The organism is Pseudaquabacterium pictum (assembly GCF_005403045.1).
GTDB classification, from domain to species: Bacteria; Pseudomonadota; Gammaproteobacteria; order Burkholderiales; family Burkholderiaceae_C; genus Pseudaquabacterium; species Pseudaquabacterium pictum.
Window position 1 is genome coordinate 116,217 of record NZ_BJCL01000005.1, and the last position, 18,505, is coordinate 134,721.

The following is an 18,505-nucleotide window of genomic DNA, read 5'->3' on the forward strand; positions in this document are numbered from 1 at the left end:
ATGCCCTGGACGGCGATCAAGGCGCGGCTGCGCCGCCTGCTGCCCGAACCCGACACCCTGGCGCAGAACCGCTGGCTGCGCTGGCTGGGCCCGGCGCTGCACCACCCGCGCCTGTGGCACATGAGCCGGCGCGGCATCGCGCTGGGCGCCGCCATCGGGGTGTTCTTCGGTTTCCTGATCCCGCTGGCGCAGATCCCTGTGTCGGCCGCCTTCGCCGTCGCGCTGCGCGCCAATGTGCCCACCGCCGTGGCCAGCACGCTGGTGACCAACCCGATCACCTTTCCGCCGGTGTACTACGCCGCCTGGAAGGTGGGCGGCGCGATCCTGGGCGAGGCCGGGCCGGCACCCGGTCGTGCGCAGGCCGAACCCCCGCCCGCCGAGGCCAGCGGCAACTGGCTGCAGCGCACCTGGGCCAGCCTGCAGCGGGTGGGCAAGCCGCTGGTGCTGGGGCTGGCGATCTTCGCCTGCGGCTTCGGGCTGCTGGTCTACCTGCTGGTGCACCTGGGCTGGCGCGCCCAGGTGCGCTTCAAGCGCTGGCGGCGCACGCGGGCGGCGGCCCGCTGAGGGCTGTCCGGCGCCGTCAGCGCCGGGTGGCGGCCGGCTTGATCAGCACCACCATCAGCGTCACCACTGTCAGCGGCGCCACGAAGCCCAGCATCGCTGCCGAGAACGGCTGTGCGGCGCTGTGCTGCTGGGCCTGCAGCACCAGCCAGGTCACATAGGCGGCGTAGTACGCCACGAACAGGCCACCCTCCCAGCGGGCGATCTCGCGGCCGCTGACGAACACCGGCAGGCAGGCCAGGGCCACGGCCACCATCACCCACAGGTCGAAGGCCATGGCCGCCGGCGGCACCGGCAGGCCGCTGCCCGAGGCCAGGCCGGCCAGGCCCAGGCAGCCCAGGATGTTGAACACGTTGCTGCCCACCACATTGCCCACGGCGATGTCGCGCTGGCCACGGATGGCCGCCATCACCGAGGTGGCCACCTCGGGCAGCGAGGTGCCGGCCGCGACGATGGTCAGGCCGATGACGAGGTCGCTGACACCCAGCGACTTCGCGACCGTGACGGCGGCGGTCAGCAGCGCCTGCGAGCCGGCCACCAGCAGCACCAGGCCGCCGACGATCAGCACGAACTGCGCCGGCAGCTTGGCGTCCCAGTCCTGCGGTGCAGCGGCGGCGGGCAAGTCGTCGGTCTGCGCTGCGGCCTGCGCCGTCTGCGCCCGCGACTGGCGCACCAGGAACACGGTGTAGCCCACCTGCAGCGCGAGCAGCAGGGCCGCGTCGCCCAGGCCCAGCCGGCCGTCCAGCGCCATCACCAGCAGCAGCACCGAGACGCCGATCATGATCGGCACCTCCTGGCGGATCAGCTGGCGGTCGACCACCAGCGGCGTGATCAGCGCCGCCACACCCAGGATGAACAGCACGTTGAAGATGTTGCTGCCCACCACGTTGCCCACCGCCAGGTCGGCCTGGCCCTGCAGGGCGGCGCCCACCGACACCGCCACCTCGGGTGCGCTGGTGCCGAAGGCCACCACCGTGAGGCCCACCACCAACGGCGACAGGCCGAACGACAGCGCCAGCTTGGAGGCACCGCGCACCAGCAATTCAGCCCCGGCCACCAGGCCCACCAGGCCGGCGATGAACAGGCCGGCGGTGACCAGCATGGTCAGTGCGAGCCCGGCTGGGCGGCCGGATGCATGATCCGGTCGGCCAGCGCGATGGCCAGCGCCGAGAACAGGAAGGCGACGTGGATGATCGTCTGCCAGAGCAGCACCTTCTCGGTGTAGTTGGCGGCGTTGATGAAGGTCTTGAGCAGGTGGATGGAGCTGATGCCGATGATGGCGGTGGCCAGCTTGACCTTCAGCACCGAGGCGTTCACATGGTCCAGCCACTCGGGCTGGTCGGGGTGGCCGTCGAGCCGCAGGCGGGAGACGAAGGTCTCGTAGCCGCCGATGATCACCATGATCAGCAGGTTGCTGATCATCACCACGTCGATCAGCGCCAGCACCACCAGCATGATGATGGTCTCGTTCAGCGCCTTGATCGGCTGGTAGCCGGTGATCTTGCCGTCGGGCCCGAAGATCGGCGCGGCCTGGTAGCCGGTGCTGGTGACCAGCGTGGCCAGCGCATCCTGGTTGCCGAAGGCGGCCTCGATCAGGTGCACCAGCTCCAGCCAGAACTGCCAGACATAGACGCCCTGGGCCAGGATCAGCCCGATGTAGAGCGGCAGCTGCAGCCAGCGGCTGGCGAAGATCAGGCGTGGCAGTGGCGACATGCTGGTGTTGGAGGTCTGGGGGTGCTGTGCCATGGTGTGACGCCGGCTTCGGGGATTTCCCGGAGATTCTAGGTGGCTGCCTGTGACGGGCTGGCCGGCACGGCGCTTGCGCTGCATCATCGGCGACCGCGCGCACCGGTGGCGGAGTCAGGCGTTCGTCAGCCCCTCTGCCTAAGGTGCTGCCCAGGACGCTGCCATCCGGCAAGCCGCCGTTCCACCGCCAGACACCAGGAGACGACAATGACCGCTGAAGGCCCGACCGAGCTCAAGACCTACCTGCCCTCGGCCGCCGCCATGGCCGGCGCCCATGTGCAAGGCATGGCTGCCTATGACGCCTTGTGCGCAGAGGCCGAGGCCGACTACGCAGGCTACTGGGCCCGCCATGCCCGCGAGCTGCTGACCTGGAAGACGCCCTTCACCCAGGTGCTGGACGACAGCAATGCGCCGTTCTTCAAGTGGTTTGCCGACGGCACGCTGAACGCCAGCGTCAACTGCCTGGACCGCAATGTCGAGCGCGGCCTGGGCGACAAGACCGCCATCATCTTCGAGGCCGACGGCGGCGAAGTCACCCGCACCACCTACAGCCAGCTGCTGGCCCGCACCTGCCAGATCGCCAACGGCCTGCGCAGCCTGGGCGTGCAGAAGGGCGACCGGGTCATCATCTACATCAGCATGTCGATCGACGGCGTGGCCGCCATGCAGGCCTGCGCCCGCATCGGCGCCACCCACTCGGTGGTGTTCGGCGGCTTCAGCGCCCAGAGCCTGCGCGACCGCATCGAGGACACCGGCGCCGTGGCGGTGATCACCGCCGACCACCAGGTGCGCGGCGGCAAGCAGCTGCCGCTGAAGAGCATCGTCGACGAGGCCCTGGCCATGCCGGGCTGCGGCTCGGTGAAGAACGTGCTGGTGGTCAAGCGCAGCGGCGCCGACATCGCGATGACCGCCGGCCGCGACCAGTGGATGGCCGACGTGGCCGACCGCCAGCCCACCACCTGCGAGCCCGAGTGGGTGGGCGCCGAGCACCCGCTGTTCCTGCTGTACACCAGCGGCTCGACCGGCAAGCCCAAGGGTGTGCAGCACAGCACCGGCGGCTACCTGCTGCATGCGGCGCTGACCACCAAGCTCACGTTCGACCTGAAGCCCGACGACGTGTTCTGGTGCACCGCCGACATCGGCTGGGTGACCGGCCACACCTACATCACCTACGGCCCGCTGGCCCTGGGCGGCACCGAGATCGTCTTCGAGGGCGTGCCCACCTACCCGGATGCCGGCCGCTTCTGGAAGATGATCCAGGACCACAAGGTCAGCATCTTCTACACCGCGCCCACGGCCATCCGCAGCCTGATCAAGGCCGCCGAAGCCAACGACAAGGTGCACCCCAAGAGCTACGACCTGTCCAGCCTGCGCATCCTGGGCTCGGTCGGCGAGCCGATCAACCCGGCCGCCTGGGAGTGGTACCACCTGCATGTGGGCGGCGGCCGCTGTCCCATCGTCGACACCTTCTGGCAGACCGAGACCGGCGGCCACATGATCACGCCGCTGCCGGGCGCCACGCCGCTGGTGCCGGGCTCGTGCACGTTGCCCTTCCCGGGCATCCAGGCCGCGGTGGTCGACGAGACCGGCAAGGACGTGCCCAACGGCCAGGGCGGCATCCTGGTCGTCAAGAAGCCGTGGCCCAGCATGATCCGCACCATCTGGGGCGACCCCGAGCGCTTCAAGAAGAGCTACTACCCCGACGACTTCAAGGGCCAGTACTACCTGGCGGGCGACGGCGCGATCCGCGACGCCAAGACCGGCTACTTCACCATCACCGGCCGCATCGACGACGTGCTGAACGTCAGCGGCCACCGCATGGGCACGATGGAGATCGAGAGCGCCCTGGTCAGCTGCACCGAGCTGGTGGCCGAGGCCGCGGTGGTGGGCCGGCCCGACGACACCACCGGCGAGGCGATCTGCGCCTTCGTGGTGCTGAAGCGCCCGCGCCCCACCGGCGATGAGGCCAAGGCCATCGCCAAGCAGCTGCGCGACTGGGTGGGCAAGGAGATCGGCCCGATCGCCAAGCCCAAGGACATCCGCTTCGGCGACAACCTGCCCAAGACCCGCAGCGGCAAGATCATGCGCCGCCTGCTGCGTTCACTGGCCAAGGGCGAGGCGATCACGCAGGACACCAGCACGCTGGAGAACCCGGCGATCCTGGACCAGTTGGGCGAGAACCTCTGACCCAGGGCGGGCGCAGGCCCGCAGCTGAAACGGCCTGTGCCTCAGCCGGCAGCAGCGCTGCGCCGACGGGCTGCCACCCCGATCAGGCCCAGCCCTGCGGCCAGCATCACTATGCTGGCGGGCTCCGGCACCGGTTGCGCCAAGGCGATGCCGATGGTGAGGGTGCCGCTGCTGGTGCCGTCCAGGTTGATGGCCATCGAACGTGCGTCCGGCAGCGAGATCGACACGCCAAACCCCGTGGCGTGGTTCAGCGTGAAGGATTGGATGTCGTGATCGAACCCGGAGATCACGTAGCCATCGAATCGGCTGCCAGACCCGATGTATCCAGATGTGACATTGGCAGTCAGTTGGATTTCGTACGCTTCGGGGTTGAAGGTCGTGACACTCAGGGTGCCGCTGTTGACGACCCAGCTCACCTGATCGCTGGTTCCTGCGGCCACCACCGTGTCGGGGATCGGCGCCAGGTATTGGGTCGCGGTGTTTGGATAGGCCCGCAGGAACGACAGCGTGTCGCCCAGGAGATTCACGTCGGCCAGCGCTGCGCTGGTCGACAGTGCCAACGTGGCCGCAGCCAGTGCGCGGGATGTGGTGCTCTGCAGGGACATGGCGGTGTCCTTCCTTGGCTGTTGGGGTCTGGGCGGCGGGCCTGGATCGCCAACGACCCGGCTCCGGTCGGTCATTGCGTTGGGCATCCGAGCTGACGACAGATCCTGGCGGCGTGGGGTACGTCTGGCCTCCTGCATGTTGTGGAGCACCCCGCAACTGGGGGGCTGAGGTTCTGGGCACCGCGTCAGGCTGACGCCGTCGCACCGTCAAATACCCCCCAGATTCGGGGGCGGGGCTGCGTGCCCGCGGTTTCCGGCATGGCCGACCGGGCCCGTGTGCGCCGGCAACTCGGCACAATTTGAGTGACTTCGATTCCTGGCGTGTCGCCTCCGGGCTGCGGCACCGCCATGGACTGGGCGATCTGCCCCGTGTTCACCGACGCTCGCCGATGCCCGTTCCCGATTTCGATGCCACCGTGCGGAGCCTGTACCTCGCTGCCACCGGTGCGGCGCTGTGGGACGGCGCGCTGGCGGCCCTGCGCGACGGGCTGGGCGCTGCCGCCCTGGAGGTTCAGCAGGCGCCGGCGTCTGCCACGGCGGGCCGAATGGCCGATCCCGACCCACGCTGGGCCCATGGCCCGGCGGCCGGCACGCCCGGGCACATTGCCCGGCTGCAACTTCGGCCGCAGGCGGGTGCGGCCGTCGCGCTGCAGATCAGCTGGTCAGGCCACCAGGCGCCGGACACCACCACCCGCACCTGGCTCGACCGCCTAGCGCCGCATCTGAACGACGCACTGCGGGCCGACGCCCGGCTGCGGCAGCTGCCGGCGCGGGCGCAACTGGGCCAGCTGCTGCTGGACACGCTGCCGCACCCGGCCTGGCTGCTGCGGGGGGACGGCTGCATCGCCGGCGCCAATGCCGCGGCCCGGCAGCCTCGCGTCCCGCCGCGCTGGCTGCAGTCCGCCGGGCCGGCGCTGCTGCTGCCGACGCCTGCCGAGCAGCAGGCTGTCGATGCGGCGCGGCTGCAGGCGCTGGCGTCTGACGCGAGACGGCCGGTCATGGCCACGCTGGCAGGCGTGGATGCCAGCAGTGGGGCCGGCGCACAGGCGGCGCGGGCGCGCTGGCTGATCCGCCGCCTGGATGCAACCGCCGACGATCCGGTGCTGCTGGCCATCCTGTTCGATCCGGATGCCGGCAGCGCCAGCAAGTCAGGTGCAGGCACCATCACGCTGTCCGCCCCCGCGCTGGCGGGCACCTTCGGCTTCACCCCGGCGGAGTCCCGGGTGGCCGTCTGGCTGGCCCAGGGCTGCACCGTGCGCGAGATCGCCATCTTGCTGGATGTGGCGCCCAGCACCGTGCGCAGCCATCTCGACGCGGTGATGGCCAAGCTGGGCGTGGACCGCAAGCTGGATGCGGTGCGTCTGCTGGTGCAGGGCGGTTGGATGTGGCGCGACATGCAAGCAGAGGGAGCCGTGGATGCGTGAGGCAGCAGTGGACGCGCTGGTGCGCGGTGTGTGGGCGGCAGCCACCGGGGAGGCGAGCTGGGTGGATGCGCTGGATCCGGTGGCCAGGCACTTCCGGGCGCGGATGGCCGTGGTGCAGCGCTTCGACCTGGCCAACCACCGTGTGCTGGCCATCGAGTCCGGCGGCGCGCCGGACCTGGAGGACGGCGTTCTGCAGTACCTGCGCCAGTTCCACCAGCTGGATACGCGCAAGGCCAGCCTGCTGGAGGGCCGCCTGGTGCCGCACGGCGGCTGGTACCACGACCACGAACACCTCGACGAGCAGTTCGTGGCGGGCGATCCGTTCTACCAGCACTTCCTGCCGGCCTATGGCTGCCGCTATGTGTCTGGCCGCACCCACGCACCGGCGCCGGACCAGGCCTGCCTGTTCGCCCTGGAGCTGGCGCCCGACCGCGGGCCGCTGGACACCGACGAGCGCGCCGAGCTGGACCGCCTCGGCGGCCACCTCGACGAGGCGCTGCGCGCCTACGAGCGGCTGCGCCGTGCGCAGGCGCAGGTGCTGGCCGGCCACCAGCTGCTGCACACCTTCGCCCAGCCGATGTGGCTGATCGACACCGACCGCTTCGTCCACGACGCCAATGCGGCTGCACGGGCCGAGGCGCAGCAGGCGCGGCTGCTCGCCCAGCGCGGCCCGCACCTGGTGGCCACCGCCGGCCGGCTGGAGACGGCGCTGCTGGCGGCCGTGCACCAGCTGCGCGGCCAGCCGCATGGCAGCCGGCAGGTGCTGCAGCACCGCCCGGCCGGCGCCGCCCAGCCGCTGTGGCTGCACCTGTCGCTGCTGCAGCCGCAGTTGAGCGCCGGCGCCTTCGGTGCCCAGGCGATGGTGCTGGTGACCCTGTTTGATCCGCAGCAGGTACCGGCCTTCGACCCCTATGCGCTGTCCAGCCTGCTGGACCTGACGCCCACCCAGGCGCGCGTGGCCACCGGCCTGGCACAGGGCCACACCGTGGCGCAGATGGCGGCTGCCAGCGGCACGGCGGTGGCGACGGTCCGTTCGCACTTGTTCAGCGTGATGCAGCGGGTGGGCGCCAACCGTGGCGATGACCTGGTGCGCCGCCTGCACGACGGCCACCTGCTGTGGGGCGCGACCGGCGCCTGAGCGGCCGGCGCAGGCTCAGGCCGCCAGCCGCTCCAGCGCCCACTGCAGCGCGCGGGCGTCGCTGCTGGCGCGGTGCCGGCCGATGCCCAGCGCGGCAAAGGCCTGCTGGCGCTCGGCGTCCAGCCGGGCCAGGCGGGCGTCGTCGAGCAGGCGGTTCACCGATTCCAGCTTGAAGCGCGGCACCAGGCCGGCTTCCTCGAACAACAGGCCCAGCCAGGCGTAGTCATGGGCCCAGCCGTCGCAGTAGACGGTGCGGCCGGCCAGATCGGCATTCAGGCGGCGGGCCACCTCGGCCACCGCGCGGCCGTGCTGCAGCAGCACCGGTCGGGCGATGCCGTGCACCCGCTCGGCCTGCTCGTCCCAGTGCTGCCAGTCGTCGGCCGGGCGCACGAGGCTGCACCAGGCCTGGCCATCCTCGCGCACATAACCGATCTCGATGGGGTAGCTGTGCCGACCGAAGCCCGAGGCCTCGATGTCGAGCACGCAACGCTGGGCATCCTGCATCGGACCGCACGATAACCCAGCGCGGCCCGACCCAGGCAAACAAAAGCCCGCGCAGTGGCGGGCTCGAGCGGGAGCGGGTGCTCAGCTCACTTGATCGACAGCACCCAGGTGGCGAGCTGCTTCGCTTCGTCGGCGCTGACCTGCGGGTTGGCCGGCATCGGGATCGCGCCCCAGTTGCCCTTGCCCGGCACGCTGCCCTTCTGGATGCGCTCGGCCAGCTGGGCGACGGCGTCCTTCTGGCCGGCGTATTTGGCGGCGACATCCTTGTAGGACGGGCCGACCAGCTTCTTGTCGGCGGCATGGCAGGCCATGCAGCTCTTCTTCTGGGCCAGTTCCATGCTGGCCTGGGCGGGCACGGCCAGCAGCATGCCCAGGGCGGCAGCGGCAAGCGCGAAGGGGGTCTTCATGGAGTCCTTTCAGGGGCCACAGCCGGGAGCGGCTGCACTACAGTGTCTTCAATGCAGTTTAGCCCGCACCGGTTGACAGCCACCCGCTGCAACCCCGGGCCGCGCAAGGGGACCAAGGCATGTGGCTCGTGGTGGTGGGGGTGGTGCTGTCGGGGCTGAAGCTGGCCGGTGTCGGCTTCGTGGCCGGCTGGTCGTGGTGGCTGGTGCTGGCGCCGTTTGCGCTGGCGGCGGTCTGGTGGAAGGTGGCCGACATGACCGGCATCACCCAGCGCCAGGCGATGGCGCGGGAAGATGCCCGTGCCGCCCAGCGCCGCGAGGCGCAGTTCGAGTCGTTGGGCATGCGCCCGCCGTCGGCCGGCCGCCCGGCCAAGCCCGAGCGGTCCAACCGCGCCGACAACTGAGCGCTCAGAACTTGTCGAGCACGGCGCCCGAGCTGGCGCTGCTGGCGTTGTGGGCGAACTTCGCCAGCACGCCGCGGGTGTAGCGCGGCGCCGGCTTCTTCCACAGCGCACGGCGGCGGGCGATCTCGGCATCGTCGACGTTCAGCTGCAGCAGCAGCCGGTGCGCGTCGATGGTGATGGCATCGCCTTCCTGGATCAGCGCGATCAGCCCGCCCTCGGCGGCCTCGGGCGCCACATGGCCCACCACCATGCCCCAGGTGCCGCCGGAGAAGCGGCCGTCGGTGATCAGGCCCACGCTCTCGCCCAGGCCCTGGCCGATCAGCGCGCCGGTGGGCGCCAGCATCTCCGGCATGCCCGGGCCGCCCTTGGGGCCCAGGTAGCGCAGCACCATCACGTCGCCGGCGACGATTTTCTTGGCCATGATGGCCGCCAGCGCCGATTGCTCGTCGTCGAACACCCGCGCCGGGCCGGTGATCACCGGGTTCTTGAGACCCGTGATCTTGGCCACGCAGCCTTCGGGCGACAGGTTGCCCTTCAGGATGGCGAGGTGGCCTTCGGCATACAGCGGGTTGCTGACCTTGCGGATCACCTTGTTGTCGGCGGCCACCGGCGGCACGTCGGCCAGGTTCTCGGCCACGGTCTTGCCGGTGATGGTCATGCAGTCGCCATGCAGCAGGCCGGCGTCCAGCAGTTCCTTCATCACCGCGGGGATGCCGCCGGCATGGTGCAGGTCGATGGCCAGGTACTGGCCGCTGGGCTTCAGGTCACACAGCACCGGCGTCTTGCGGCGCACGCGTTCGAAGTCGTCGATGGTCCATTCGACCTCGGCCGCATGGGCGATGGCCAGGAAGTGCAGCACCGCGTTGGTGCTGCCGCCGGTGGCCATGATCACTGCCACCGTGTTCTCGATGGCCTTCTTGGTGACGATGTCGCGCGGCTTCAGGTCGGCCTTGACCGCCTCCACCAGCGTGGTGGCGGCCGTGCGCACCATGGTGACGATCTCGTCCTCGACATTGGCCATGGTGCTGGCGTAGGGCAGGCTCAGGCCCAGCGCCTCGAAGGCCGAGCTCATGGTGTTGGCGGTGTACATGCCGCCACAGCTGCCGCTGCCCGGGATGGCCCGGCGCTCGATCTGGCAGAAGTCTTCCTCGCTCATGTTGCCGGCGGAGAACTGGCCCACCGCCTCGAACACGCTGACGATGTTCAGGTCCTGGCCCTTGTACTTGCCCGGCAGGATGGTGCCGCCGTAGACATAGATGGCCGGCACGTTGGCGCGCAGCATGCCCATCATGCCGCCGGGCATGTTCTTGTCGCAGCCGCCGATCACCAGCACGCCGTCCATCCACTGGCCGCCGACGCAGGTTTCCACGCAGTCGGAAATCACCTCACGCGAGACCAGGCTGTACTTCATGCCCTCGGTGCCCATGGCCATGCCGTCGGAGATGGTGGGCGTGCCGAAGATCTGCGGGTTGGCGCCGGCTTCCTTCAGGCCGATCACCGCCGCATCGGCCAGGCGCTGCAGGCCGCTGTTGCAGGGGGTGATGGTGCTGTGGCCGTTGGCCACGCCGATCATCGGCTTGCCGAAGTCGCCCTCGGTGTAGCCCATGGCGTAGTACATGCTGCGGTTGGGCGCGCGGGCCACGCCTTCGGTGATGTTCTTGCTGCGGCGATTGCTGCTCATGGGGAGTCTCCTGGCACGGTGGTTCGGCGAAGGCCGCGAGGTTAATCGCCGGTTGCATGTATCGTCCAATCTATTTGTCGACATGCAAACTGTGGGTGGAGCGTATCAATGATCGAGTTGCGGCTGTGGCGCCAGTTCACCGCGCTGGCCGAGGAACTGCACTTCGGCCGCGCCGCCGCCCGCCTGCACATGACCCAGCCGCCGCTGACCCAGGCCATCCAGGGGCTGGAGCGGCAACTGGGCGTGCCGCTGTTCGTCCGCACCCGGCGCAGCGTGGCGCTCACGCCCGCCGGGCTGGCGCTGCTGCCGGCGGTGCGCCGCCTGCTGGCGGCGGCCGAGGCGCTGCCGCAGGTGGCCCAGGCCGCCGCCGCCGGCCTGGCCGGGCAGCTGCGGCTGGCCTTCGTGTCCAGCGTGGCCTACGGCCCGCTGCCCGAATGGCTGCGCAGCTTCCGCGAAGCGCACCCCGACGTGGTGCTGCAGCTGCGCGAGGCCACGCTGGACGTGCAGCTGGCCGCCTTCGACGCCGACGAGATCGACGCCGGCTTCCTGCTGCATGCACTCGGCGCGGTGCCGCCGGGCTTTGCCGCCTGGCCGGCGCTGACCGAGCCGCTGGTGATGGCGCTGCCGGCCAGCCACCCGGCGGCCGCGCGGCCGGTGCTGCACCTGGCCGATGTGGCGGCCGAGCCGCTGGTGATCTTTCCGCGGCAGATCGCGCCGTCGCTCTACGACGCGCTGCTGGCCGCCTACCGCGCCCGCGGCGCCACGCCGCAGATCGCCCAGGAGGCGATCCAGATGCAGACCATCGTCAACCTGGTGTCGGCCGGCATGGGCCTGGCCTGGGTGCCCGAGGCGGTGACGCGGCTGCAGCGCCCGGGGGTGGTCTACCGCGCGGTGGCCGACGCGCCGCTGCGCTGCCAGACCAGCCTGGTCTGGCGCGAGCAGGGCCCGCCGGTGGTGCAGCGCTTCGTGGCGCATGTGCAGGGGGCGCCGGCCGGCGCGGCGACAATGGCCCGCTCCGCCGCCGACCCCGGCACCTGACGCCTTCCACAGGACGCTTCCCACGATGCTGCAGCATCCCCAGTTCGACCCGGTGGCCCTGTCCCTGGGTCCGGTGCAGATCCACTGGTACGGCCTGACCTACCTGGTCGCCTTCGGCCTGTTCATGGCGCTGGCCGCCGCGCGCGCCCGCCAGCCCTGGTACGCCAATGCCGGCTGGAGCCGGCGCGATGTGGAAGACCTGCTGTTCTGGGGTGTGCTGGGCGTGGTGCTGGGCGGGCGCATCGGCTATGCGCTGTTCTACAAGCCCGGCCAGTACCTGGCCAATCCGCTGGAGATCCTGATGGTGTGGAAGGGCGGCATGTCCTTCCACGGCGGCATGCTGGGCGTGATCGTCGCGATGGTGCTGTATGCCCGCAGCCGCGGCCGCCGCTGGCTGGAGGTGACCGACCTGATCGCCCCCTGCGTGCCCACCGGCCTGGCCAGCGGCCGCATCGGCAACTTCATCAACGGCGAGCTGTGGGGCCGCCCGGCCGACCCCAGCCTGCCCTGGGCGATGGTGTTCCCGCAGTCGGGCACCGATGTGGCGCGCCACCCGTCGCAGCTCTACCAGTTCCTGCTGGAGGGGCTGCTGCTGTTCGTGCTGCTGTGGCTCTATGCACGCCGGCCGCGCGCCACGGGCCAGGTGTCCGGTGCCTTCCTGGTCGGCTATGGCGTGCTGCGCTTCATCGCCGAATACTTCCGCGAGCCCGACAGCTTCCTGGGACCGCTGGCGCTGGGCCTGAGCATGGGCCAGTGGCTGTGCCTGCCGATGATCGCCGCCGGCGCGGCACTGTGGGCCTGGGCGGGGCGCCAGGGCCAGACCTTGCGTTGAGACCACCATGAGCCGACAGATCTTCCTCGACACCGAAACCACCGGCCTGAACCCCGAGAGCGGCGACCGCATCGTCGAGATCGGCTGCATCGAGATGGTGAACCGCCGCCTCACCGGCGAGACCCGCCATGTCTACCTCAACCCCGAGCGCAAGGGCAACGAGGAGGCCATCAGGATCCACGGCCTGACCGACGCCTTCCTGGCCGACAAGCCGAAGTTCGCCGAGGTGGCCGACGACATCCTGGGTTTCCTGCAGGGCGCCGACGTGGTGATCCACAACGCTGCCTTCGACGTCGGCTTCCTCAACGCCGAGCTGAAGCGCCTGGGCCGGCAGCCGTTCCACACCGTGGCCGCCAGGGTGACCGACACCCTGCTGATGGCCCGCGAACTGTTCCCCGGCAAGGCCAACAGCCTGGACGCGCTGTGCAAGCGGCTGGAGGTTGACAACACCCACCGCACCTTCCACGGCGCGCTGCTGGACGCCGGCCTGCTCGCCGAGGTCTACATCCGCCTGACCCGCGGCCAGGATTCGCTGGTCATCCAGGCCGACGAGGCCCGCCCCGGCCAGACGCTGGCGGTGCCGCAGCTGGACCTGGCCAGCTTCAGCCTGCCGGTGATCGCGCCCGATGCCGACGACATCGCGGCCCACGCGGCGGTGCTGGCCGATCTGGACAAGGCCAGCGGCGGCAAGACCGTCTGGCGCACATTGGCAGCCTGAAAATCTGTGGCATAATCGCGGGCTTGTCGCCGTAGACCAACGGCGGCAGCCGGGATGTCTTCCCCCAGATTCCCGGGCGGTTAGCTCAGCGGTAGAGCACTGCCTTCACACGGCAGGGGTCGCAGGTTCGAACCCTGCACCGCCCACCAGATGCAAAGCCCCGCAAGTCATCGACTTGCGGGGCTTTTGTCTTCTGGCCGCCGGCCTCTCAGGCCCCGCTCACTGCGGTTGCAGGTTGATCTGCCTCGCGATGGCGCGGTAGCGCGCGGTCTCGGCATCGAAGAACCGCGCTGATTCGGCCAGCGTCATCGGCGCGGCGGCCACTTGCGTCTGCGCTGCCAGCTGCGTGCGCACCGCCGGATCCTGCAGCGTCTTGCCGATGGCCGCATGCAGGCGAACGACGACATCCTCCGGTGTGCTTCTGGGCACCATGAAGCCGGTCCAGATCTTGTAGGAGAGGTTCTTCAGCGCCTGGCTCTCGCTGGCCGTCGGCAGGTTCTTCAGCAGTTCCGAACGCTGCGCACCGAGTTGCCCGATGACCTTCAGCCGCCCCTGGTCGGCCAGCGCGCCCATGGCGGCGCTGTACACCAGCACGGCAAAGTCGACCTGGCCGCCCGCGATGTCCTGCAGCAGCGGGGCATTGCCCTTGTACGGCACATGCGCCAGCTTGATGCCGGTCTGCGCCTGCACGTTCTCCAGGATCAGGTGGTAGAGCGAGCCCACGCCCACGCTGCCGTAGGTCAGCGGCCGGTCCGCCGACTTGCGCGCCAGCGCGATCAGCTCATCCACGTTGCCGGCGGGCAGGTCCTTGCGGGTCACGAAGACCATCACCGCGTCTGCGACCGGGTGGACCAGCCGGAAGTCCTCGGTCTTGAGCTTCACCGCGGCATTGGCCAGCGGCGACAGGATCACCTCGTTGGGCGACCCCTGGAAGATGGTTTGGCCATCGGCCGCGGCCGCCAGCACCTTCTGCGCTGCCAGGGCGCCGCTGACGCCGCCGAGGTTCTCCACCAGCACCTGCTGCCCCAGTTCCCGCCCGAGCGGCTGGAAGAAGATGCGGGCGATCGCGTCCGAGGGCCCGCCCGCCGGGTACGGGACCATCAGGTTGACGGGCTTGGCGGGCCCGCCCTGCGCCAGGGCGGCGGCGGCACCGAGCAGCAGACCGGCGAGCAGGGTCAGCGAGCGTCGGACGTTCTTCATGGGAGTTCCTTCAGTCGGGTGGCAGAGGGGGGATCGGTGGGCGACTGTAGAAGTCCGATCATCCAACGTCCAATGCATTGTTGGAGCCGATATGATGAGTCGAATGCATTCACATTCCAGGTAAACCCGATGACCCTGGTTCAGCTTCGGCACCTGATCTCGCTGGCGCAGAGCGGCTCGTTCACCAAGTCGGCCGAGTCGCTGTTCCTGACCCAGCCCGCGCTCAGCCGCAGCATCCGGGCCCTGGAAGAGGAGCTCGGCCAGCCCCTGTTCGACCGGGTGGGGCGGCGCAGCGTGCTGACACCCTTCGGTGCCGAGGCGCTGCAGCGCGCGCGGCAGCTGGTGTTCGATGCCGACGAACTCGCGCGCAGCGGCCGCCAGATGCTCGAAGGCCGCTCGGGCACGGTGCGCATCGGCCTGGGCTCGGGGCCCGGCGCGATGCTGATGACCCCGCTGCTGAAGACGATGGCGACATCGCACCCGACCGTGCACCTGGACATTGCCCGCGGCCACACCGACGTGCTGGTGCGCCGCCTGCGGGAGCGCGAGCTGGACGCGCTGGTGGTCGACGCCCGCTCGCTGGTGCCCGCCGCCGACCTGCGCGTGGCCAACCTGGTCGAGATGCGGGGCGCCTGCATGGTGCGCGCCGGCCATCCGCTCACCCGCTGGTCCGGCCCGTTGCGCTTCGACACCCTGCGCCAGTTCCCGATCGCGTCGACGCCGCTCAGCGACGAGGTCGCGCGCTCGCTGGTCGAGCGCTACGGGGCGGCGGCCCATCCGGGCGAGTGTGTCACCCTGCGCTGCGAGGAGATCGCCAGCCTGGTGGAGGTGGTGCGTGACAGCGACGCGGTGCTGATCGCCATCCGCGCCGCGGCGCCCGAGCTGACGGAGCTGGTGCTGAGCCCGGCGATGGGCACCACGGCGCGCTTTGGCATCGTCACGCTGGCCCGCCGGGCCGAACCACCGGGTCTGCCGGTGGTGCGCAAGCTGGTCGCACAGCTGATGCGTTAGCGGCGCCGCACGCGCCGGCCGCCCGCTTGGCCTGCCGTCAGCCGCCCGGCGGCCGCAGCGCCGTCAGGCCCAGGCTGTGCGCCAGGCCGCGCAGGCGGCTGAGCTGCGCCTCGACCTCCTGCGCCAGCGGCGCACCGGTCAGCGCCAGCGGCTGCATGCCCAGCGCCTGCACCCGCGCCGCATGGGCCGGGCTGCGCAGGGCCGTCTCCAGCTGCTCCAGCACCGGCGCCAGCTGCGCGGCCGGGTGGTCGGCCGGCGCATACACGCCGCGCAGGATGGGCCAGCGCAGGTCCACGCCCTGTTCCTCGGCGGTGGGCACCTGGGCCAGCCGGCCGGGCAGGCGCGCCGGCGCCAGCGTGGCCAGCAGCCGCACCGGCACGCCCTGGGCCAGCGGCGCCATCAGCTCGGCCACATCGCCGCACAGCACCTGCACATGGCGGTCCTGCAGGGCGCGCAGCGCATCGCCGCCGCCCTCGAAGGCCACGCAGCGCAACCGCTTGTGGCTGACACCGGCCGCGCGCGCCAGCAGCGCCGCCTTCATCCAGTCCTGGCTGCCGATCGTGCCGCCGGTGGCAAAGGCCACGGCCGCTGGCTGGCGCCGCAGGTCGGCCAGCAGCGCAGCCAGCGTGGGCCAGGGCGCATCGCGGTGCACCGCCACCACGCCATGGTCCTGCGCCAGGCCGGCCACCCAGCGCAGGCGCTCTGGGCGCCAGGGACCGAAGCGGCCCTGGGCGATGTTGAGCAGGGTGCCGGTGGAGAAGGCCACCAGCTCCCGTGACTCGGGCCGGCCGCCGCGCACCACCTCGCTGTAGGTCAGCGCGCCGATGCCGCCGGGCTGGTAGACCAGGCGCGGTGGCGGGCCGGGCTGGGCCAGCAGGGCCTGGGTCAGCTGGCAGGTGAGATCAAAGCCGCCGCCGGCCTTGGACGGCACCACGCACTGCACCACGCCGGCCTGTGCCGCCGGCCAGGTGGGCAGCAGGCCCAGCGCCAGCAGCGGTCGCCGCCTCATGCCGTCCCCCAGACCAGGCTGGCGCGCAGCCCCTGGCCACCGTCGCCGGGCGCCAGGTCCAGCCGGCCGCCGTGGCGCTCGGCCACGGCGCGGGCCATGGCCAGGCCCAGCCCGGCGCCGCGGCTGCCGCGGCCCTTGGCGAAGCGCTCGCCAGCGCGCCCGGCCAGCGCCGCCGGCAGGCCGGGCCCGGCATCGACCACGCCCAGGCGCCAGCCGCCGCCGGGCAGGGCGGCCGCCTCGATCGTGACCGGCCCGCCGCCATGCACCAGCGCGTTGTGGGCCAGGTTGGCCAGGGCCTCGCGCAGCAGCAGGGCGTCGCCGCGGGCCGGCACCGGCGCCTCCTGCGCATCCAGGCCGAAGTCGATGCCGGCACCGCGGGCCAGCGGCAGCAGCGACAGCGCCACCTCGCGGGCCAGCGCGCGCAAGTCCACGCTGTCGGCCTGCAGCGCGCCGGCATCGGCGCGCGCCAGCGACAGCAGCTGGTTGGTGGCCCGGGTGGCATGGTCCAGCTCGTGCGACAGCGCATCCATCGCCGCCTGGGCGCGGCCGGGGTCGGCCTCGCGCCGCGCATAGTCGAGCTGGGCGCGCAGCGTGGTCAGCGGCGTGCGCAGCTGGTGCGAGGCATCGTCGATGAACTGGCGGCGGGTCTCGGTCAGCGCCGACACCCGCGCCACCTGGCCGTTGATGGCCTCCACCAGCGGCACCAGGTTCACCGGCAGGTCGGCCACCGACAGCGGCTGCAGGTCGTCCGGTGCCCGGCGGCGGGTGGCCTCGGCCAGCGCGCGCACCGGCCGCAGCGCCCAGGCCGAGGCGCCGCCCACGGCCAGCACCAGCACCGCCAGCACCACCGCATCACGCGCCAGCGCCTGGCGCACGAAGCCGGCGGCAAAGCGTTCGCGCGCGTCGGTGGCCTCGGCCACCTGGATCAGCACATGCCGGGCACTGCCCACCGGCGGTGCCAGCGCGCGGCGCAGCACGCCCACGCGCACCGGCTGGTCCATGTAGCGGGCGTCGTAGAACACCGGCTGGCCCTCAGCCAGGGCCTGGTCCGGCAGCGGCAGGTCGGGCGCGCCGATCTCGACCAGGCCATCGTCGGTGGCCACGCGGTAGTGCACCGGGCCGCTGGCGCTGAGCGCGAAGAATTCGAACAGCGGGTAGGGCTGCTCCACCGACAGCCCGCCGCTGGCGGTGGAGACGTTCTGGTCCAGGCCCTTGATGGCGCCCAGCAGCGAGCGGTCGAAGGCCGCGTTGGCCGCACGCAAGGCATCGCTGCGGGTGGTCCACAGGCCCAGCGCCAGCACCAGCAGCATGCCCGGCAGCAGCACGCCCAGCAGCCGCGCCTCAAGCGTGAGCGGTCGGGTCCGATTCCAGCGCATAGCCCAGGCCGCGGTAGGTGACGATGTGCACGCCACTGCCGTCCAGGCGGCGGCGCAGGCGGTGCATCAGGGTGTCCAGCGCGGCGGGCTGCACGTCCTCGTCGTCGCCGAACACCCGCTCCAGCAGCTGCTGGCGGCCCATCGGCTCGCCGCTGCGCACGATCAGCGCCCGCAGCAGGCCCTGCTCGCGCGGCGACAGCGCCAGCACCTCGCCGGCCAGGGTGAACTGGCGCAGTGCGGTGTCGAACTGCAGCGGCCCGCAGGCCAGCCGCGGCCGCTCGCTGCCGCGGGCGCGGCGGATCAGCGCGGTCAGCCGGGCCTCCAGCTCCGCCAGGGCAAAGGGCTTGGGCAGGAAGTCGTCGGCCCCGGCGTTCAGCGTGTCCACCCGCTCGGCCAGCGAATCACGGGCGGTGAGCACCAGCACCGGCAGCGGGCTGTGGCGGGCCCGCAGGCGGCGCAGCAGGCTGTGGCCGTCGCGCCCGGGCAGGCCCAGGTCGAGCACCAGGGCGTCGTAGGCGCCGTTTTCCAGCGCCTGCTCGGCGAGCCGTCCGTCGTCGCGCCAGTCGACGCGGAAGCCCGACTGCTCCAGCGCCTTGCTGAGCCATTCGCCCAGGGCGTGTTCGTCTTCGGCCAGCAGGATCTGCATCGCGGCATTGTGCGGTGGCGC

General features: G+C 71.3%; 19 protein-coding genes and 1 tRNA gene. 10 read left to right on the forward strand and 10 right to left on the reverse strand.

Features of this window, described 5'->3' with window-relative positions; all coding sequences use genetic code 11:
- Positions 1-564 carry a DUF2062 domain-containing protein gene (locus tag FFT10_RS11765; protein WP_162854857.1) on the forward strand — a complete coding sequence of 188 codons (564 nt, stop codon included), beginning with the start codon at positions 1-3 and terminating at the stop codon, positions 562-564.
- A 16-nt stretch (positions 565-580) separates the two neighbouring features.
- Here the strand turns inward: FFT10_RS11765 and FFT10_RS11770 are convergent, their stop codons facing one another.
- Positions 581-1,663 carry a calcium/sodium antiporter gene (locus FFT10_RS11770; protein WP_137733016.1) on the reverse strand — a complete coding sequence of 361 codons (1,083 nt, stop codon included), beginning with the start codon at positions 1,661-1,663 and terminating at the stop codon, positions 581-583.
- Between the two features lie 2 nt (positions 1,664-1,665).
- Positions 1,666-2,307 (reverse strand): TIGR00645 family protein, encoded by a 642-nt coding sequence (locus FFT10_RS11775; RefSeq protein ID WP_137733017.1) that lies wholly within the window; start codon positions 2,305-2,307, stop codon positions 1,666-1,668.
- Positions 2,308-2,514: 207 nt separating this feature from the next.
- Between FFT10_RS11775 and acs the strand changes: the two genes are divergently transcribed.
- A complete protein-coding gene (gene acs, locus FFT10_RS11780; protein ID WP_137733018.1) occupies positions 2,515-4,494 on the forward strand; it encodes an acetate--CoA ligase in 1,980 nt (659 codons plus the stop codon).
- 41 nt (positions 4,495-4,535) lie between these two features.
- Here acs and FFT10_RS11785 read toward each other — a convergent pair whose 3' ends face one another.
- Complete coding sequence (locus FFT10_RS11785; protein ID WP_137733019.1) at positions 4,536-5,099, reverse strand: PEP-CTERM sorting domain-containing protein; 564 nt, start codon at positions 5,097-5,099, stop codon at positions 4,536-4,538.
- A gap of 389 nt (positions 5,100-5,488) precedes the next feature.
- On the opposite strand from FFT10_RS11785, the gene FFT10_RS11790 reads away from it, so the two are divergent.
- Together FFT10_RS11790 and FFT10_RS11795 are read left to right on the forward strand one after the other, a co-directional pair.
- Positions 5,489-6,523, forward strand: coding sequence for a helix-turn-helix transcriptional regulator (locus FFT10_RS11790; RefSeq protein ID WP_137733020.1), 1,035 nt, complete (start codon positions 5,489-5,491; stop codon positions 6,521-6,523).
- A complete protein-coding gene (locus tag FFT10_RS11795) occupies positions 6,516-7,661 on the forward strand; it encodes a helix-turn-helix transcriptional regulator (protein ID WP_137733021.1) in 1,146 nt (381 codons plus the stop codon). Before FFT10_RS11790 ends, FFT10_RS11795 begins: the two co-directional genes overlap by 8 nt.
- A gap of 15 nt (positions 7,662-7,676) precedes the next feature.
- Here FFT10_RS11795 and FFT10_RS11800 read toward each other — a convergent pair whose 3' ends face one another.
- Entirely contained in the window at positions 7,677-8,165 is a 489-nt protein-coding gene (locus FFT10_RS11800) for a 3'-5' exonuclease (protein WP_137733022.1), read from the reverse strand.
- 86 nt (positions 8,166-8,251) lie between these two features.
- Complete coding sequence (locus FFT10_RS11805) at positions 8,252-8,572, reverse strand: c-type cytochrome (RefSeq protein ID WP_137733023.1); 321 nt, start codon at positions 8,570-8,572, stop codon at positions 8,252-8,254.
- 119 nt (positions 8,573-8,691) lie between these two features.
- Here FFT10_RS11805 and FFT10_RS11810 point away from each other — a divergent pair, with 119 nt between their 5' ends.
- Positions 8,692-8,973 carry a TIGR04438 family Trp-rich protein gene (locus FFT10_RS11810; protein ID WP_137733024.1) on the forward strand — a complete coding sequence of 94 codons (282 nt, stop codon included), beginning with the start codon at positions 8,692-8,694 and terminating at the stop codon, positions 8,971-8,973.
- 4 nt (positions 8,974-8,977) lie between these two features.
- On the opposite strand, the gene ilvD is transcribed toward FFT10_RS11810, so the two are convergent.
- A complete protein-coding gene (gene ilvD / locus FFT10_RS11815) occupies positions 8,978-10,654 on the reverse strand; it encodes a dihydroxy-acid dehydratase (RefSeq protein ID WP_137733025.1) in 1,677 nt (558 codons plus the stop codon).
- Between the two features lie 108 nt (positions 10,655-10,762).
- Between ilvD and FFT10_RS11820 the strand changes: the two genes are divergently transcribed.
- The 4 genes from FFT10_RS11820 to FFT10_RS11835 all read left to right on the forward strand — a co-directional run bounded on the left by FFT10_RS11820 (position 10,763) and on the right by FFT10_RS11835 (position 13,391).
- A complete protein-coding gene (locus FFT10_RS11820; RefSeq protein ID WP_137733026.1) occupies positions 10,763-11,692 on the forward strand; it encodes a LysR family transcriptional regulator in 930 nt (309 codons plus the stop codon).
- Between the two features lie 25 nt (positions 11,693-11,717).
- Positions 11,718-12,524 (forward strand): prolipoprotein diacylglyceryl transferase, encoded by an 807-nt coding sequence (gene lgt / locus FFT10_RS11825; protein ID WP_137733027.1) that lies wholly within the window; start codon positions 11,718-11,720, stop codon positions 12,522-12,524.
- A gap of 7 nt (positions 12,525-12,531) precedes the next feature.
- Positions 12,532-13,242, forward strand: a complete 711-nt coding sequence (dnaQ, locus tag FFT10_RS11830; RefSeq protein WP_137733028.1) for a DNA polymerase III subunit epsilon — start codon at positions 12,532-12,534, stop codon at positions 13,240-13,242.
- Positions 13,243-13,316: 74 nt separating this feature from the next.
- A tRNA-Val gene (locus FFT10_RS11835) sits at positions 13,317-13,391 on the forward strand.
- Between the two features lie 70 nt (positions 13,392-13,461).
- On the opposite strand, the gene FFT10_RS11840 is transcribed toward FFT10_RS11835, so the two are convergent.
- Entirely contained in the window at positions 13,462-14,442 is a 981-nt protein-coding gene (locus FFT10_RS11840; RefSeq protein WP_137733029.1) for a tripartite tricarboxylate transporter substrate binding protein, read from the reverse strand.
- A gap of 129 nt (positions 14,443-14,571) precedes the next feature.
- Here FFT10_RS11840 and FFT10_RS11845 point away from each other — a divergent pair, with 129 nt between their 5' ends.
- A complete protein-coding gene (locus FFT10_RS11845) occupies positions 14,572-15,453 on the forward strand; it encodes a LysR family transcriptional regulator (protein WP_137733030.1) in 882 nt (293 codons plus the stop codon).
- Between the two features lie 37 nt (positions 15,454-15,490).
- Here FFT10_RS11845 and FFT10_RS11850 read toward each other — a convergent pair whose 3' ends face one another.
- Genes FFT10_RS11850 through FFT10_RS11860 form a run of 3 tightly spaced genes read right to left on the reverse strand, consistent with a single transcriptional unit; the run spans position 15,491 to position 18,484 of the window.
- The gene (locus tag FFT10_RS11850) at positions 15,491-16,462 is read right to left on the reverse strand and encodes a Bug family tripartite tricarboxylate transporter substrate binding protein (RefSeq protein ID WP_137733031.1); all 972 of its coding nucleotides are present in this window, start codon (positions 16,460-16,462) and stop codon (positions 15,491-15,493) included.
- Positions 16,459-17,838 (reverse strand): sensor histidine kinase, encoded by a 1,380-nt coding sequence (locus FFT10_RS11855; RefSeq protein WP_228027080.1) that lies wholly within the window; start codon positions 17,836-17,838, stop codon positions 16,459-16,461. Before FFT10_RS11855 ends, FFT10_RS11850 begins: the two co-directional genes overlap by 4 nt.
- A complete protein-coding gene (locus FFT10_RS11860) occupies positions 17,804-18,484 on the reverse strand; it encodes a response regulator (RefSeq protein ID WP_137733032.1) in 681 nt (226 codons plus the stop codon). The genes FFT10_RS11855 and FFT10_RS11860 overlap by 35 nt, the downstream gene beginning before the upstream one ends.
- Positions 18,485-18,505: the final 21 nt, after the last annotated feature.

Bases quoted from the DNA above. Each gene is read 5' to 3' on its own strand.
- FFT10_RS11765 (WP_162854857.1), top strand. From the start codon at position 1: ATGCCCTGGACGGCGATCAAGGCGCGGCTGCGCCGCCTGCTGCCCGAA.
- FFT10_RS11770 (WP_137733016.1), bottom strand. From the start codon at position 1,663: ATGCTGGTCACCGCCGGCCTGTTCATCGCCGGCCTGGTGGGCCTGGTG.
- FFT10_RS11775 (WP_137733017.1), bottom strand. From the start codon at position 2,307: ATGGCACAGCACCCCCAGACCTCCAACACCAGCATGTCGCCACTGCCA.
- acs (WP_137733018.1), top strand. From the start codon at position 2,515: ATGACCGCTGAAGGCCCGACCGAGCTCAAGACCTACCTGCCCTCGGCC.
- FFT10_RS11785 (WP_137733019.1), bottom strand. From the start codon at position 5,099: ATGTCCCTGCAGAGCACCACATCCCGCGCACTGGCTGCGGCCACGTTG.
- FFT10_RS11790 (WP_137733020.1), top strand. From the start codon at position 5,489: ATGCCCGTTCCCGATTTCGATGCCACCGTGCGGAGCCTGTACCTCGCT.
- FFT10_RS11795 (WP_137733021.1), top strand. From the start codon at position 6,516: ATGCGTGAGGCAGCAGTGGACGCGCTGGTGCGCGGTGTGTGGGCGGCA.
- FFT10_RS11800 (WP_137733022.1), bottom strand. From the start codon at position 8,165: ATGCAGGATGCCCAGCGTTGCGTGCTCGACATCGAGGCCTCGGGCTTC.
- FFT10_RS11805 (WP_137733023.1), bottom strand. From the start codon at position 8,572: ATGAAGACCCCCTTCGCGCTTGCCGCTGCCGCCCTGGGCATGCTGCTG.
- FFT10_RS11810 (WP_137733024.1), top strand. From the start codon at position 8,692: ATGTGGCTCGTGGTGGTGGGGGTGGTGCTGTCGGGGCTGAAGCTGGCC.
- ilvD (WP_137733025.1), bottom strand. From the start codon at position 10,654: ATGAGCAGCAATCGCCGCAGCAAGAACATCACCGAAGGCGTGGCCCGC.
- FFT10_RS11820 (WP_137733026.1), top strand. From the start codon at position 10,763: ATGATCGAGTTGCGGCTGTGGCGCCAGTTCACCGCGCTGGCCGAGGAA.
- lgt (WP_137733027.1), top strand. From the start codon at position 11,718: ATGCTGCAGCATCCCCAGTTCGACCCGGTGGCCCTGTCCCTGGGTCCG.
- dnaQ (WP_137733028.1), top strand. From the start codon at position 12,532: ATGAGCCGACAGATCTTCCTCGACACCGAAACCACCGGCCTGAACCCC.
- FFT10_RS11840 (WP_137733029.1), bottom strand. From the start codon at position 14,442: ATGAAGAACGTCCGACGCTCGCTGACCCTGCTCGCCGGTCTGCTGCTC.
- FFT10_RS11845 (WP_137733030.1), top strand. From the start codon at position 14,572: ATGACCCTGGTTCAGCTTCGGCACCTGATCTCGCTGGCGCAGAGCGGC.
- FFT10_RS11850 (WP_137733031.1), bottom strand. From the start codon at position 16,462: ATGAGGCGGCGACCGCTGCTGGCGCTGGGCCTGCTGCCCACCTGGCCG.
- FFT10_RS11855 (WP_228027080.1), bottom strand. From the start codon at position 17,838: ATGCGCTGGAATCGGACCCGACCGCTCACGCTTGAGGCGCGGCTGCTG.
- FFT10_RS11860 (WP_137733032.1), bottom strand. From the start codon at position 18,484: ATGCAGATCCTGCTGGCCGAAGACGAACACGCCCTGGGCGAATGGCTC.